16 protein-coding genes are annotated in these 14,614 nt (G+C 43.5%); 3 read left to right on the top strand and 13 right to left on the bottom strand.

All coding sequences use genetic code 11. The features are described from left to right. Window positions 1–36: 36 nt before the first annotated feature. The 5 genes from AB5627_RS02245 to AB5627_RS02225 form a co-directional block, all read right to left on the bottom strand. Window positions 37–822: a sporulation initiation factor Spo0A C-terminal domain-containing protein gene (locus AB5627_RS02245; protein WP_022287296.1), complete on the bottom strand. Its 786-nt coding sequence runs from the start codon at window positions 820–822 to the stop codon at window positions 37–39. Between the two features lie 181 nt (window positions 823–1,003). After that, window positions 1,004–1,774: an RNA polymerase sporulation sigma factor SigG gene (gene sigG / locus AB5627_RS02240; protein ID WP_038671585.1), complete on the bottom strand. Its 771-nt coding sequence runs from the start codon at window positions 1,772–1,774 to the stop codon at window positions 1,004–1,006. A gap of 137 nt (window positions 1,775–1,911) precedes the next feature. After that, a complete protein-coding gene (locus AB5627_RS02235) occupies window positions 1,912–2,121 on the bottom strand; it encodes a hypothetical protein (RefSeq protein ID WP_038671587.1) in 210 nt (69 codons plus the stop codon). Window positions 2,122–2,123: 2 nt separating this feature from the next. Then, the gene (locus AB5627_RS02230) at window positions 2,124–3,239 is read right to left on the bottom strand and encodes a phosphodiester glycosidase family protein (RefSeq protein ID WP_265290444.1); all 1,116 of its coding nucleotides are present in this window, start codon (window positions 3,237–3,239) and stop codon (window positions 2,124–2,126) included. Then, window positions 3,229–4,275 carry a bifunctional glycosyltransferase family 2/GtrA family protein gene (locus AB5627_RS02225; protein WP_265290445.1) on the bottom strand — a complete coding sequence of 349 codons (1,047 nt, stop codon included), beginning with the start codon at window positions 4,273–4,275 and terminating at the stop codon, window positions 3,229–3,231. The genes AB5627_RS02230 and AB5627_RS02225 overlap by 11 nt, the downstream gene beginning before the upstream one ends. Before the next feature lie 217 nt (window positions 4,276–4,492). Here AB5627_RS02225 and AB5627_RS02220 point away from each other — a divergent pair, with 217 nt between their 5' ends. After that, window positions 4,493–5,269 (top strand): LytTR family DNA-binding domain-containing protein, encoded by a 777-nt coding sequence (locus tag AB5627_RS02220; RefSeq protein ID WP_022287291.1) that lies wholly within the window; start codon window positions 4,493–4,495, stop codon window positions 5,267–5,269. A gap of 38 nt (window positions 5,270–5,307) precedes the next feature. Here the strand turns inward: AB5627_RS02220 and sigE are convergent, their stop codons facing one another. From sigE to AB5627_RS02180, 8 genes are all read right to left on the bottom strand, one after another. After that, window positions 5,308–6,027 (bottom strand): RNA polymerase sporulation sigma factor SigE, encoded by a 720-nt coding sequence (gene sigE / locus AB5627_RS02215; RefSeq protein WP_022287290.1) that lies wholly within the window; start codon window positions 6,025–6,027, stop codon window positions 5,308–5,310. A 16-nt stretch (window positions 6,028–6,043) separates the two neighbouring features. Next, entirely contained in the window at window positions 6,044–6,874 is an 831-nt protein-coding gene (locus AB5627_RS02210) for a sigma-E processing peptidase SpoIIGA (protein ID WP_022287289.1), read from the bottom strand. Window positions 6,875–6,992: 118 nt separating this feature from the next. After that, window positions 6,993–8,405 (bottom strand): aminopeptidase, encoded by a 1,413-nt coding sequence (locus AB5627_RS02205; RefSeq protein WP_022287288.1) that lies wholly within the window; start codon window positions 8,403–8,405, stop codon window positions 6,993–6,995. 82 nt (window positions 8,406–8,487) lie between these two features. Beyond that, window positions 8,488–9,150, bottom strand: coding sequence for a lytic transglycosylase domain-containing protein (locus AB5627_RS02200; RefSeq protein ID WP_022287287.1), 663 nt, complete (start codon window positions 9,148–9,150; stop codon window positions 8,488–8,490). Continuing rightward, window positions 9,140–9,742, bottom strand: coding sequence for a dephospho-CoA kinase (gene coaE, locus AB5627_RS02195; protein WP_368369647.1), 603 nt, complete (start codon window positions 9,740–9,742; stop codon window positions 9,140–9,142). Before coaE ends, AB5627_RS02200 begins: the two co-directional genes overlap by 11 nt. Further along, window positions 9,739–10,758: an L-threonylcarbamoyladenylate synthase gene (locus AB5627_RS02190; RefSeq protein ID WP_368369646.1), complete on the bottom strand. Its 1,020-nt coding sequence runs from the start codon at window positions 10,756–10,758 to the stop codon at window positions 9,739–9,741. The genes coaE and AB5627_RS02190 overlap by 4 nt, the downstream gene beginning before the upstream one ends. Window positions 10,759–10,761: 3 nt before the next feature. Further along, window positions 10,762–11,841 (bottom strand): peptide chain release factor 1, encoded by a 1,080-nt coding sequence (gene prfA / locus AB5627_RS02185; protein WP_117876181.1) that lies wholly within the window; start codon window positions 11,839–11,841, stop codon window positions 10,762–10,764. A 68-nt stretch (window positions 11,842–11,909) separates the two neighbouring features. Next, entirely contained in the window at window positions 11,910–12,098 is a 189-nt protein-coding gene (locus AB5627_RS02180) for a DUF951 domain-containing protein (RefSeq protein ID WP_022287283.1), read from the bottom strand. Between the two features lie 273 nt (window positions 12,099–12,371). On the opposite strand from AB5627_RS02180, the gene AB5627_RS02175 reads away from it, so the two are divergent. After that, window positions 12,372–12,827 (top strand): MarR family winged helix-turn-helix transcriptional regulator, encoded by a 456-nt coding sequence (locus AB5627_RS02175; RefSeq protein WP_022287282.1) that lies wholly within the window; start codon window positions 12,372–12,374, stop codon window positions 12,825–12,827. A gap of 15 nt (window positions 12,828–12,842) precedes the next feature. After that, complete coding sequence (locus tag AB5627_RS02170; RefSeq protein ID WP_022287281.1) at window positions 12,843–14,600, top strand: ABC transporter ATP-binding protein; 1,758 nt, start codon at window positions 12,843–12,845, stop codon at window positions 14,598–14,600. Window positions 14,601–14,614 lie beyond the last annotated feature (14 nt).

The raw sequence follows: 14,614 nt of genomic DNA, 5'->3' as shown, positions 1-14,614 counted from the left end.
TACCCTTTATAATAGGTATGCACTTTGGGGATCGTCCTATGTATGATCGTTTTTGTTTTTGTAATACATCTCCAACTGATCGTTATACAAATGCTTTATATATAAAGCTATGGTGTTTATGTACATTGCATTTGTAGGCTTTGTTCCGTTAGCAAGGCAACTTTCAAAAAGCATTTGCTTATCCACAGGCTTCATTTTTTCCCAGCCTGAAACTATAGCACTTCTTGTTGAGCGTTCAATAGCCGCAGTGCTTTTTCCATATTGTTTTTCAATGTCCTTATAAAGTTCGCCTATTTGTACTTTATTACCGCTATATTTGAATATAAGAAGAAATATCATGTAGTAGATATGGTCATATCCTGAATGCTTGCGGTTTATGCCCGTTGATGTTATGATCCTATGTATCTCCTTTGAAATATTCTGTCTAAGGATATCAGGATCGACAGGTATCCTTTTTAGCTTGTCAAGCATATAGTGGCATACGTTCTTAGCGTCGTATGGCATAAGTATGTGCAGAATATCATCATAATCGAGAAGAATACGGATCGTTTCTGTGTCATCATAAGTGTAGATGTTATATATTATGGGATAAATGTCATTTTCGTGAAGTATCTCACGAAAATGCAGAAGCTTTTTATATCCCAGCTTACAGCAGTCAATAACGATAACGTCAGGAGTATATTTTACTGCACCTATCTCAAGCTCTATTTCAGTATCACCACATATATGGATCTTTGTACCATTGCGTTTAAGTTCCTCGGTCAACAGTTTATGCTGGCCGTCATATGACTCGGAAATAAGGACCGAATAATCAGTCAGCATACACTTCAACTCCCTTATGACGATTTAACATAATAACTCCTATATTATTATATCAAATTTTTTGACTACAAGCAACTTTAATGGCACATTATTAATCAAATTGTTTCAAAAACGTGACCTTAATGTAATCATATATAACAAAAATATTCATAAATGTCGACTTAACGTATTGCGACAGACGTTAGATACTTTTCTTGATGTGTTCCAATGCACCTTTTTCAAGCCGTGATACCTGTGCCTGAGAGATGCCAATATTTTTTGCTACCTCCACCTGAGTTTGTCCTTTGAAAAAGCGCAGGAAGAGTATATTACGTTCACGAGGCTGAAGCTCGCTCATGGCTTGCTTCAATGAAAGCTCTTCAAGCCAGCTTTTATCGTCACAGGAGTCGCTCACCTGATCCAATACATAAAGAGCATCGCCGTTGTCAGAATACACAGGCTCATAGAGTGAGACCGGGTCGGTTATGGCTTCAAGGGCAATGACCACCTGACTAGGCTTTTCGGTGATAGTGTCTGCTATCTGCTCAACAGTAGGCTCTTTCTGGTTTTCACATATGAGCTGTTCTTTCGCCTGCATTGCTTTATAAGCAAGGTCACGGAGAGAACGGCTCACCCTCATGGGTTGAAAATCACGAAGAAATCTTCTCAGCTCACCTGCTATCATAGGCACAGCGTAGGTAGAAAACTTCACATCAAGAGAGGTATCGAAATTATCTATCGCCTTGATAAGCCCCACAACACCTACCTGAAAAAGGTCGTCAGGGGAGTCGCTTCGGCTCACAAACTTCTGCAAAACGCTCAGCACGAGCCTGAGATTGCCATTTATAAGCTCCTCACGGGCTTTTTTGTCGCCTGAATGGGCTTTTTTCAAAAGCTCCAGCTTTTCCGACTCTTTCAGCGTTTTAAGCTCATTGGTATTCACTCCGCTTATCTCAACTTTATTGTACTGCATCGCACGCTCCTGTTAAAAAGCAGCATTTTATGCTGCCGTGATAATATAATTATTACCTTTCGATCAGGAACTATACAGATATTTTTCAGGAAAATCTGACCATAAAAAATGCAGAGCCGTGTGACTCTGCATTAGTTCTATTCTTTTCTGTCGCTCTTGCGCTGATAGTAGACCGCTAGTATCGCTGTTATTATGGCTGATATGCAAAATGCCAGCAGAAGCTTGTTGGATATTTTTCTGTTTATGAAATTCATTGTAGGGTTGAGTATATCCAATATCCAGAATACAATGAACATTCCCGCAAGTATTATCGTGATATGTGGGAGAATTTTGCTTAGTCTTTTCATTTTTATCCTCCTATATAGATAATGTCGCTGAGGTCACGTCCACCGCCGTCAGGAGCGTTCACAATGCTTTTGTTGAAGTACATCATAGCGGACTTTCCACCGTCAAGATTGAACGCAGACATACAGCCCTCATCACTCATGATAGCCGCAAGCTCGCTGAGAGTTGCGCCCTTTGAGTAGCCTTCGTTTCTGCCGTCAACTGTCACGAAAATATAGTGGCCTGCCGACACACAGCCGATAGCTGAACGTGGATTTGCACTGTTGAGATATTTTGTTGTGTTGAACGTTTCAAGAACGTTGCCACTTCCGTCAAGAAGTGCAGGACCAAAGTTCCAAGCCTGCCATGCACCCTTTGCTATAACAGCGTCGCTGTCATATTCAGACGGGGAGTAGGTCTGCATTGTGCCGTCTGTGAACAGCACGCACACGTCTGCGTCGTTGACATCATCACGGTATTTTATACCGTTTCTTATAACGATACTGCGTTCTGAATTACCATAGAAATCACCGTTTATGGCGAAAAGAGCGTTGTTTTCCACCGCCATACTGAATACTGAGTCCTTGATGTTCTTACCGAATTCTCCGTCTGCAAAGGCGGCTTTTACCTCGCTTGCGCTTGTGACATAAACATCAGCTACAAAATAGGTTATCTTGTTGCTGCCCTCACCGATAGATTTTTTGTATACTGTCACCTGAGCATTGTCAGTTGAAGCCGAGCCAAGCTCCTCAGAGGTTATGGCACCGTTTGTTATACTGCTTATAGCGTTTTGGTCTGAACGATAGTCGGCAGTGTCCTGATTGCCCCAGTTTCTGTGGTTGGTCTGCTCAGTACGCAGTGTGGTTGTAGCCTTTTCTGCCTGCGGAGCTGTTGTGGTAACTGCAGGCTCGCTGTCGTCCTGCGCAGTGCTTTCTGCCTGCGAGTTGTCAGCCGCATTTGGCAGGGTGAAGCTACCCTCTGCGGAGCTGTCAACTGTTGCGATCACTTCTCCCTTTACTCCTGAACTTTGCGGCATAACGTAGTCAAAAAGCATGAATACGCCTATGGCTGCCGCTGTAAGCACAACGTCCGTTATGATCATTGCCCAGACAGGCATTGGCTTTTTTGTCTTATTCGTCAATTTTTCTTTCCCTCTTTCTGAAAACGAAACTTTTTTGCGCCGCCCAGCTTATAAAGAAAAGCAGCACTTCTATAAGTATTTTGCTGATATATTTGTTGTGTATGAGATATTTCACACATAGCTCTAGCATTATTGTGTTTGCAGCTAGTATTAATGCGGCAAGCAGAAAGTATTTTGCGGCTGTCTTTGCAATGCCTTCCTTATTTTTAAAGACGAATTTTTTGTTCATGGAAAAGTTGAAAATGGAGCTTATCACTCTTGCACATATGTTAGAAAACGCTACGTTCCCGCTTATCATTGCGAAAATGCTGTAGCAAATATAGTCCACGCAGAAGCTAAGAAGTGATGAGCATGAGAATTTCAGTATATCCTTGTATATTCTCCATGAGTCTTTGATAGGATTAAAATGTGATGACTCGTTTTTGCCAAGGTAAACTGTTTCGATAGGCACTTCATAGAATATTATGCCTTCTCTTGCACATTCAAGTAGCATATTCATCTCAAACTCATATCTGTCACCGCTTACCGACAGCATAAAAGGTATGAGCTTTGAGGAAAAGCCACGCAAACCCGTCTGCGTGTCGCTTACCTTTACTCCTGCGGCAAATGAGAAAACGAATTTTGTGATGTTGTTGCCGAATTTGCTTCGCAGTGGTATCTTTCCCGAAAATCTGCGACAACCCATAATAAGCTTGTCAGGGGAGCTTTTCAGGGCTTCCGACACCCTTATTATATCCTCCACCTTGTGTTGTCCGTCTGCGTCCGCAATGACGATGCCCACAGTATCGGCTTCATGTTCTTTTATGTATTCAAGTGCGGTTTTTATGCCACGCCCCTTGCCTTTGTTTATCTCATGGGTGAGAACTATGGCTTTTTTTGCGGCTTCGGCAAAAATCGGCAGCTTATCCTTGCCGCTGCCGTCATTAATGACAATTATATGAAAATCGGTCAATGAAGATATATCGTCAATAACAGCCAGCATTTTTTCATCAGGCTCATAAGCGGGTATCACCGCATAAAATCTATCTATCGCCAAGATATCTTCTCCTTTCATTTATCGTATGGTCTAAGTATATCACATATGCTTTAAAATTACAATAAAACTTCTGAAGAATTTATACATAGTTTATCTGTCGAAATTTTGCGAAAATGAAATTGTGTCAGTATTATTGACAAAATAATAAAAATGTCGTATAATAAAAGAAACAATAAAAAATGTACAAATTAATTCAGCAAACGGAGGATTTGATTTCATGGAATATAGAGTTCTTGAAACACGTTCAGCCGATATTCTCACTAAGTACTACAATAACGAGATAGACAGCTTTCTTAATGCCTGCCATGAAGACATTCTGTGGATAGGTCCTGCTGAGAAGCATGTGATACGCACCAGAAAGGCGCTTGTTGATGCTTTTTCGCAAGAAGAACACAAGCTTGAATTTGTGCTCAGCGACCTAAAGGTGTTTTCCATAGGTCTTACGGAATGTTCCTGCGAGGTCATAATGTTTTTCATTTTGGATACGATTTGGCCTGACAGCAGTGTTGGGAGAGCAGATCAAAGGATACAGTTTACATGGGTGAGCGAGAACGGCGAAGAAAAAATAAAGCTTTGTCACATTTCCAATGCCATTAAATATGATGAACGTGACAGGATATATCCTGTACATTATGAAGAAATATACAAGAAAAATGTCTGTTCAGGTGAAAGGCGTACAAAGAGAGTGATAGTAAATGGCGTAGACAGGTCGCTTGTTTTTCTGGATAGGTCATGGATAGCTTATGTGGAAAGCAGCGGCAGTCACTGCGTCATATATACCATTGACGGCTCATTTGAATCAGTGCAGAGCCTTAAGGTGTTTGAAAGACGATATAGGGATATGTTTGTGCGCTGTCATGAAAATTATCTTGTAAATCCTGAATATGTAAGTCGCATAAGCCGTTACAGAATAGAGCTTACATATGGCAAGGTGATCCCTATTTCTGAGAAGAATTACACTGCTGTGAAAACAAAATTATCCCATATAACATAAAAACTGGTGAACATTTTGCGTGTTCGCCAGTTTTTTAGTCAGCATATTTTTTCTAAATTTCGCCGTATGGATTTTATTATCCGCTTTTCAAGTCTTGATATGTAGGATTGGGATATACCGACTTCATCAGCGACCTGCTTTTGGGTCATTTCTTTTTTGCCTGAAAGCCCAAATCGCATTTTCATTATCTGCTTTTCACGAGGGCAGAGCTTTTCGATCTCCTCCAGAAGAAGCTGTTTCTCAACTTCGCTTTCTATGCCCTTGTTCACGGTGTCGTCATCGGTGCCTAGAATATCGGATAAAAGCAGTTCGTTGCCGTCCCAGTCAACATTCAGCGGTTCGTCTATGGATATTTCATTTTTATACTGATTTGATTTTCTAAGAAACATAAGTATCTCGTTTTCTATGCACCGTGAAGCATAGGTCGCGAGCTTGATGTTTTTATCAGGACAGAAGGTGTTTACCGCCTTGATCAGCCCTATAGAGCCTATTGAGATAAGATCCTCTATGCCTGTGCCTGTTGACTCAAACTTCTTTGCTATGTATACCACAAGCCTGAGATTATGCACGATAAGCAGTTCTCGGGCTTTTTTCGGGTCTGTTTTAAGAAGCTCAAAGGCTTTTTTCTCTTCCTCTTTGTTTAGGGGCGGCGGTAACGAATCTGCACCGTTTAGGTAATCTATAGTTTCGGGGTCGTCTGAAAACAAACGGCTCAGAAATCTGTTCAGCCCTAGAGCGAGTGTTTTAAGTGTGGTCATTTGTATTCCTCCTGTATTATCCCAGCAATGCGGGGTTGAATATAGCCCGTGATTTTCCGTTCAGCGAGGGCTTTATGCCCACATAGCACCTGACGTTGTGTACACGGTCTTTATCGTCGATTATCTTTACGCTCCCTGCGGCTGTTATGTGGATAATTCCCTCACCGCTGACAGTAGAGCAGGGGATAAGCCTGAAACCGCTTAGAGGGTCAGGCTCGTCACGGTCAAGGTCGTAGTGATAGAAAAGCCTGTCACAGCAGAAAACCACCACTGGCGTTCCTGTGAAGCTGTCGCAAAGCCTGTTCCCGCTGTCGCATATGGCAGGGACTTTCACTATACAGCCACCATTTTCGTATATGGCTTCGTATTTTGCGACCCTGTTGAAACACCTGCGTGTGATGTTCTCATAAAGACAGAGCAGACCATATGCTATACCGCAGGCAAGGGCAAGCTTAAATAGAGAGATGTCAAAATACACAGTGAGGTTTCTGAAAAAAATCACCTTGCTCCCTGATATCTGCCAAAGGGTCACCACTATACCCGTGAAAACTGCGTCCACTGCACAGTATATGATAAAGTATCGAAGTAGTTGCCAAGGGTCTTTACACCCAAAGGCTATAAGCACTGTGAATACCGCACTGACAAGCTTTATCACCACAATAAGAACTGCAGTGAAATATCCTCTGCTGTCTATAGCCATAACAAGCGACGAAAGTCCTCCCACTGAGCAAGCTGTCAACAGCCGCAGCGGACTTATGACCTTGTGACATATCCTGCCTGCCGCTTCCAGCATGATAAGCGTCATAATGGCGTTTGTCACAAGGAGTATATCTATGTAAATTTTCATGGCGTTCCTCCCTTTGATATTATGATAGCACTGCTTGGATGGAAAAATTGTCGCAATGGGGACAAAAAAAGATCCGCCCTCCCGAAATGGGAAAGCGGATAGCTTATTTGATATCAAATTAGTCAGCAAAGAAAACTGAGAAAGCCTTATATGCCATATAAGTGTCTATCTTCGAGGTTATCTCAAATGGTGCGTGCATTGAAAGCACTGGTACGCCAACGTCGATAACGTTCATGTCAAGGTTTGCGATATACTGTGCGACAGTTCCTCCACCGCCGCCGTCTACCTTGCCAAGCTCGCCTGTCTGCCAAACGATGTTGTGTTCGTCAAAGAGCTTTCTTACTCTGCCCACAAACTCAGCAGAAGCATCGGAAGTGCCTGACTTGCCTCTTGCGCCTGTGAACTTTGTGGCAACAACGCCGTAGTTTATCTGTGATGAGTTTCTTATCTCGAACGGCTCTGAGAATGTTGGGTCATATGCCGCATTTACGTCTGCTGAAAGGCACTCGGAAGCAGAGATAACGTTTCTGCCCTCAAGTCCGTATACCTTTGCAAGGTCAGCAATGAAGTATGGCAGATATGAGCTGTTAAGTCCTGTGTTGCCGTCACTTCCTGTTTCTTCTTTGTCTGTGAGTATGGTCATGCAGGTCTTTTTAGGGTCTTTGCATTTGAGGATAGCCTGCAAAGCTGTGTATGCACAAACTCTGTCGTCCTGACCATAAGAGCCTACCATGCTTCTGTCAAAGCCAACGTCCTGTGCCTTGAATGCAGGAACAGCTTCAAGCTCTGCGGAAACGAAATCGTCCTCTACGATGCCGTATTTCTCGTTAAGGATAGCCATTATGTTGAGTTTTACCTTGTTTGAAACAGCGTCATCTCTGAATGGTCTGGAGCCTATGAGCAGATTAAGCTCCTCGCCCTTGATGAGCTGTGGAGCAGGTCTTTTCATCTGAGCGTCTGCAAGGTGCGGCAGGATATCAGTTACACAGAAAACAGGGTCGTCCTTGTCCTCGCCGATATTTACTGTAACGCTTTCGCCGTCAGCCTTTATAACAACGCCATGAAGTGACATTGGAACAGTTGTCCACTGATATTTCTTTATGCCGCCGTAATAGTGTGTTTTGAACAGGCAAAGCTCCTTGTCCTCGTAAAGTGGGTTCTGCTTAAGGTCAAGTCGTGGTGAGTCGATATGAGCGGCAGCAAGTCTGATACCCTTGTCAAGACCGTCCTTGCCCATAACTGTAAGTATGATAGCCTTTCCTCTGTTTACAAAATAGAACTTGTCGCCGGCGTCATACTTCTTGCCCTTTTCATAAGGCTTGAAGCCTGCTTTTTCAGCCTGAGCCACTGCCTCGATAACAGCCTCACGCTCTGTCTTTGCAGTGTTCAGAAAGCTTTTATAGCCCTCGCAGAACTTGTCTGCCTTTTTGAGCTTTTCTTCGCTAAGGCGAAGTCCACCGTTTTTCTTATCCGAAAGAAGCTTTTCTGCAAGCTTTTCGCCCTCGGACTTTTCTTTCTTCTTGTTATCCATTGTAAAGTCCTCCTTTTAATGTATTCTTATTGAAACTGCGTTACAATGGGCGGACACTGTTCGCCCCTGCGCATGGTTTTGCTTAACTGTTTTCTGTAATATCCCCATGACTGCTGAGTATATCCTTATAATTGTCATAGGCTTTGCGTATCTTGCGCACATAGTTTGAAGTCTGGTCATTTTCGTCAGGTATGTCGCTGACTTTGAAATTGTCAGGGTCAACAGTGCCGTTTTCTATCCAACTGTCAACAAGATTCATTCCGCAGTGATATGCCGCCGCTGTCAGCTCTACAGAGCCGTCATACTTTTCCATAAGATAGCTGAGATAATATGTGCCATATTGGATATTAAGTTCAGGGTCGAACATATCGTCATAGGTGTTGTCACGCTGATCGTCAAGGCGATATTTTATCCAATCGTATGCGTCCTCCATAAGCTGCATAAGACCTCTGGCACCCACTGATGAAACAGCGTCCTTATTAAAGCCGCTTTCCACTTTTATTACAGAGAACACAAGCACAGGGTCGCACTTGTACTTGGTGCTGTATCTTATTACATACTCCTCATAATCTGTAGGATATGAAAAAGAGTTCGGAATATCCTTTGCCTTGTTGATTATCTGCTCGTGATAAAGATATGTGAGCCAGCCTATACCGCACAGCAGAAGTATGACTGCTATGAGTACGGGACCTTTTTTTATGTGCCTTTTCTTTTTACGCCTGCTGTTTTTTCCATTAGCCGCCATTATATCTTTCCTTTATTGTTTCTATGACCTCACAGGTCTTTTGAAATGTGTCATTCACAGAGCCGTTGTTCTCAATGACGAAATCGCTGTGAGCCTTGAAAAATTCCATAGTATGCTGAGAAGAAAAACGCTTTTTTGCAAGCTCCGCCGAAATGCCGTCCCTTTTGGTTATCCTTTCAAGCCTTATGCCAAAGTTTGCCACAACGCTTACGATAACGCTGCAAAGCTTATCCGCACCTGCTTCAAAAAGGGTCGGTGCGTCAAGAAGAACAAACTCGCTCTCTGTGGCGTTTATCTTTTCGTCAATAAGCTTGTTTATAAAAGGGTATATGGTATCATTGAGCATTTGAAGCTTATTCTTATCTGAAAAAACTATCTCCCCGAGCTTCTGTCTGTCAAGAGAATAGTTCTCGTCAAAGCAGCTTGGGAAAAGCTTTGCAAGCTCTTTACAGCATTCGCTCCCTGCCTGTGTGACTTCTCTTGCAACAAGGTCGCAGTTTATTATCTCAAAGCCATTTTCTCTGAAAGCGTCCGATATAGTTGTCTTGCCTGCACCGCTTTGACCTGTAAGCCCTACTACTGTTTTTTTCACAGTTTCACCACCTGAAAGCCTGCGGCTCTTAAAAGTCGGTTATACACTGCAAGCCCCACGCCGTCTTTGTTAGGACAGCGTGCAAAAACTTTCTTTGCACCTATATCGTCAAGTTCTCTGAGAACGTCAAAAAGTTCTTTTGCCTGTTCCTCTTCATTTGCGCCATAGCAGATATGCGGGATATCAAGCCCATCACAATCGCTGTCAGTGAACACCATAAGCGTGGTGTCCTTATCGCCGTGTGCCTTTACATAATCTCTGAAAGCCTCAAGACTGCTGTCAATGATAGTCACATCAGCCTTTGGGGCATAGTGCTTGTATTTCATTCCCGGTGAGCGAACTTTTACGTTCTCACCCAGCTTTTCCAAAACGCCCTTGTCGATAAGAACGTTCGGGGTGATCTCCATTAGATCCTCGGCTGAGATAAATCCCGGTCTGAGAAGTCTTATTCCGTCCTCGCCTTCAAAGCTTATAACAGTTGACTCAACGCCCACTCCGCAAGCTCCGCCGTCTATTATGGCAGGTATCCTGCCGTGCATATCGTTAAGGACGTGCTGTGCTGTTGTAGGCGACGGGCTTCCTGAAAGGTTTGCTGACGGTGCGGCGATAGGGAAGCCGCAGGCTGAGATAAGCGCTCTTGCCACCTTATGTGACGGCATTCTTATGCCCACTGTGTCAAGTCCTCCGCTCGTTACCATTGGTATCTTTTCAGACTTTGGCATTATCATTGTGAGAGGTCCTGCCCAAAATTTTTCTGCGCACTTTACAGCAAGGGGCGGTATCTTATCCACAAGTCCCTCAAGCTGAGAAATGTCAGATATATGCACTATTAGAGGATTGTCGGCAGGTCTGCCCTTTGCGGCGAATATTTTTCTTACAGCCGCTTCATCAAAAGCGTTCGCCGCAAGACCATATACAGTTTCCGTCGGCATACCAACGACTTCACCCTGTGAGAGCAGCTTTGCGGCATATGCTATGCTGTCCTCGTCAGTGCCAAGTATTTTTGTGTCAAACATTTTTTATTCTTCTTCCTGACTTGCAAGCTTGGCAGCCTGATCGGCTGTTGCAAGTGCATCGATTATTTCATCAAGTGCGCCGTTAAGCACCTGTTCAAGTCTGTAGATAGTAAGACCGATCCTGTGGTCGGAAATTCTTCCCTCAGGATAGTTGTAAGTTCTTATTCTTTCGGATCGGTCACCTGTTCCCACCTGTGAACGTCTGTTGTCTGCGATCTCCTTGTTCTGTGCCTGAACTTTCTGGTCAAGGAGTCTTGAACGGAGAACTTTCAGAGCCTTTTCCTTGTTCTTGAACTGTGAACGCTCGTCCTGACACTCAACTACCATGCCTGTAGGCAGGTGAGTTATTCTGATAGCGGAAGATGTCTTGTTGATGTGCTGTCCGCCTGCTCCTGATGAACGGAAAACGTCTATTTTCAGATCTTTTTCTTCGTTAAGGTCAAGCTCCACTTCGTCAGCCTCTGGGAGGACGGCAACTGTAACAGTAGACGTGTGAACTCTGCCCTGTGACTCAGTTTCAGGCACACGCTGAACTCTGTGTACTCCGCTTTCATATTTCAGTCTTGAATATGCTCCCTCGCCTGATACGCTGAAAGTTATTTCCTTATAGCCACCAAGCTCTGTTTCGTTGGCGTTCATGACTTCTATGGTCCAGCCCTTTGAAGCGGCATACATTGAATACATTCTATAAAGAGAGCCTGCGAACAGCGCAGCTTCCTCACCGCCTGCTCCGCCTCTTATCTCTATGATAACGTTACGCTCATCGTTAGGGTCTTTCGGCAGCAGGAGAAGCTTAAGCTCTTCTTCAAGCTTAGCCATATCTTCCTTGGATTCCTCAAGCTGCATCTGCACCATTTCCTTGAAGTCCTTATCCATTCCGCCTGCGTCAAGAAGTTCAAGAGCCTCGTCATTGGCAGCCTTTGCCTTTTTGTATTCACCGAACTTTTCAACTATCGGCGTAAGTGTCTTGTATTCTTTCATAAGGCTCGTATACAGTGAGGTGTTGTTTACAGTTTCAGGCTGCATGAGCTTTTCGTTTATTTCATTGAATTTATCTTCGAGTGCTTTGAGTTTTTCAAACATAGTTATATTCTCCTGTCATTTTTATTTCATATCATACATTTGTTATATATCATAAATTGCGAGAATAGCTATGACTCAGCCTCTCTGATAATAGTTTTTACGTTCTTTTCGGCTTTGCTGCGTACTATCATGAACTCTCGTCCGCAGCCCTCGCAGCGCAGCTTGAAATCCATGCCTGAGCGCAGAACTATCATTCTGTTACTGCCGCAGGGGTGACTTTTCTTCATTACAAGAATATCGCCTTTTACAATATCCATTTTGCACCACTTTCCTTTCATAAAAGGTGAAGCAGAGCGAATACTCTGCCCATACATCGTTATTATAACACATTTCTCCCTTTATTGCAATAGCGGAGAGGGCGGTTTTATTGCTGTACAAATATTATAGTCCATATATTTGATTTTTGTTGCATTGTTACAAAAATGACATTATAAGAAGCTGAATTTACAAAATGTTCATTGAATAGCTTTTGGAAAAGTGTTAATATTAGATTGTTCAAATTTGAAATATCTAATATTGGAGGTTTGACAATGAACGATAATATGACAACAGCAACGCATATGTTTGATCATTCAAAGAAGCTTGCGGAAGCATATGAAAAAGTCATGCAGCCCCTTTGTAAAAAGCTCGATATGCCAAAGACGGCGCTTGACGTGCTCATGTTCCTTGCGAACAATCCTGAGTTCAACACAGCGGGTGATGTGTGCAGATACAGGAATATCAAGGCGGCACTTGTGTCTTTCCATGTAGAAAAGCTTGTGGAAGCAGGCTTTGTTGAAAGGCAGGCGGTAAAGGGCGACAGAAGAAAATGCCGTCTGGTTTGCACAGAAAAGGCCCAGCCTGTTATAAAAGAGGGCAGGGAGCTACAAAAAAAGTTTGCACAAAAGCTTATCGCTGGCTTTTCGGACGATGACATGGCACATTTCAGAAAATGCCTGCATATCGTTAGCGACAATATAGACAGCATTCTTAAAGAATGTTTGTAGAAGGAGGTAGCAACTATGATAAAACTGCTTAAAAAGATGGGCAAGCGTGAGGTGCTTATGGCTGTTCTCTGTACGATCCTTGTGCTGGGACAGGTGTATTTTGACCTGACACTGCCTGACTATATGACAGACCTGACCATGATGCTCAACACGGCAGGCAGTGAAACTTCCGATATCCTGAACGTCGGACTTAAAATGCTGGGCTGCACCCTTGCAAGTGCCGCTCTTGCTATCGGCTGCGGCTATCTTTCCGCAAAGACTGCCTCAGGCTTCAGCTACACTGTAAGAGAAAAGCTTTTTAACCACGTTATGGATATGGGAAGCGAGGAGATGCAGGACTTTTCCATACCTAGTCTTATAACAAGGACAACAAACGACATTACACAGATACAGATGATAATATCAATGGGCTTGCAGATGATAATAAAATCTCCTATCATGGCGGTTTGGGCTGTTATAAAGATACTTGGCAAGAGCTGGGAGCTTTCAGCGGTGACTGCGGCGTTCGTTGTGGTGATATGCGTATTCGTTCTTGCAGTTATGGCGACCTGCATACCGAGATTCCGTATCGTTCAGAAGCTAACTGATAAAATAAACCGTGTGGCAAGAGAAAATCTCACAGGCATAAACGTTGTCCATGCTTTCAATGCTGAGAAATATCAGAACGACAAGTTCGATGTTCCAAGCAAGGATATGATGAACACACAGCTCAAAAACCAGAGAATGTTCGCACTTATGATGCCAGTTATGAATATCGGAATGAATGGTCTGACCCTTGCTATCTACTGGCTTGGAGCAGTGCTTATCCAGCAGATAGCCCTGACGGCTGTTCAGGACAGGATAACGTTTTTCAGCAACGTGGTGGTATTCAGCACATATGCCACATACGTTGTAATGTCATTTATGATGCTCGTTATGATATTCATGATGCTCCCTGCGGCTCAGGTATCTGCAGAGCGTATCAACGAAGTGCTTGAGCGTGACGTGAACATAAAAGAGGGAAGCGTCGGCGAGGGAAGAGAGCAGGGTACTGTTGAGTTCAAAAACGTTTCTTTCAGATATCCTCATGCCTCTGAGGACGAGCTGAGCAACATAAGTTTCAAGATAGAAAAGGGTCAGACCCTTGCCATAATCGGCGCAACAGGAAGCGGCAAGACAACGCTTATAAGCCTTATACCAAGATTTTATGACGCAACAGAGGGCGAAGTCCTCGTGGACGGCGTAAACGTAAAAAACTACAAGTTTGACACCCTTTATGACAAGCTTGGATATGTCACACAGAAGGCTGTGCTTTTTGCAGGAAGCATAAGAGAAAATGTTTTCTTTGGAGAGAGTGCCGCTCCTGAAACTGACGAGGAGCTTAAAAACGCTATCGAGCTTTCTCAGGCGGAGGAGTTTGTGAATAAGCTTCCTGACGGCACAGAGCATATGATATCTCAAATGGGCAGGAACGTTTCAGGCGGACAGAAACAGCGTTTGTCTATTGCAAGAGCGCTTTCAAGAAAGCCTGAGATACTTGTATTTGATGATTCTTTCTCAGCCCTTGATTACAAGACAGACGCAAAGCTCAGAGAGGGTCTTAACGAGAAACTTAAAGACACGACAAAGATAATCGTCGCACAGAGAATAAGCACTATCCGTCACGCAGACAAGATAATAGTCCTTGACCGTGGCGAAGCCGTGGGCATGGGTACTCATGATGAGCTTATGAAAAATTGCGACGTATACAAAGAGATAGCACTTTCACAGCTTAGTGCGGCAGAGCTTGCATAGAAAGGGGGACTGCA

The organism is Ruminococcus sp. RTP21198st1_G1_RTP21198_201120, assembly GCF_040924265.1.
Lineage (GTDB): Bacteria > Bacillota > Clostridia > Oscillospirales > Ruminococcaceae > Hominimerdicola > Hominimerdicola aceti.
Note: the sequence above shows the minus strand (reverse complement) of the source record. Positions and strands in the feature narration are given on the sequence as shown.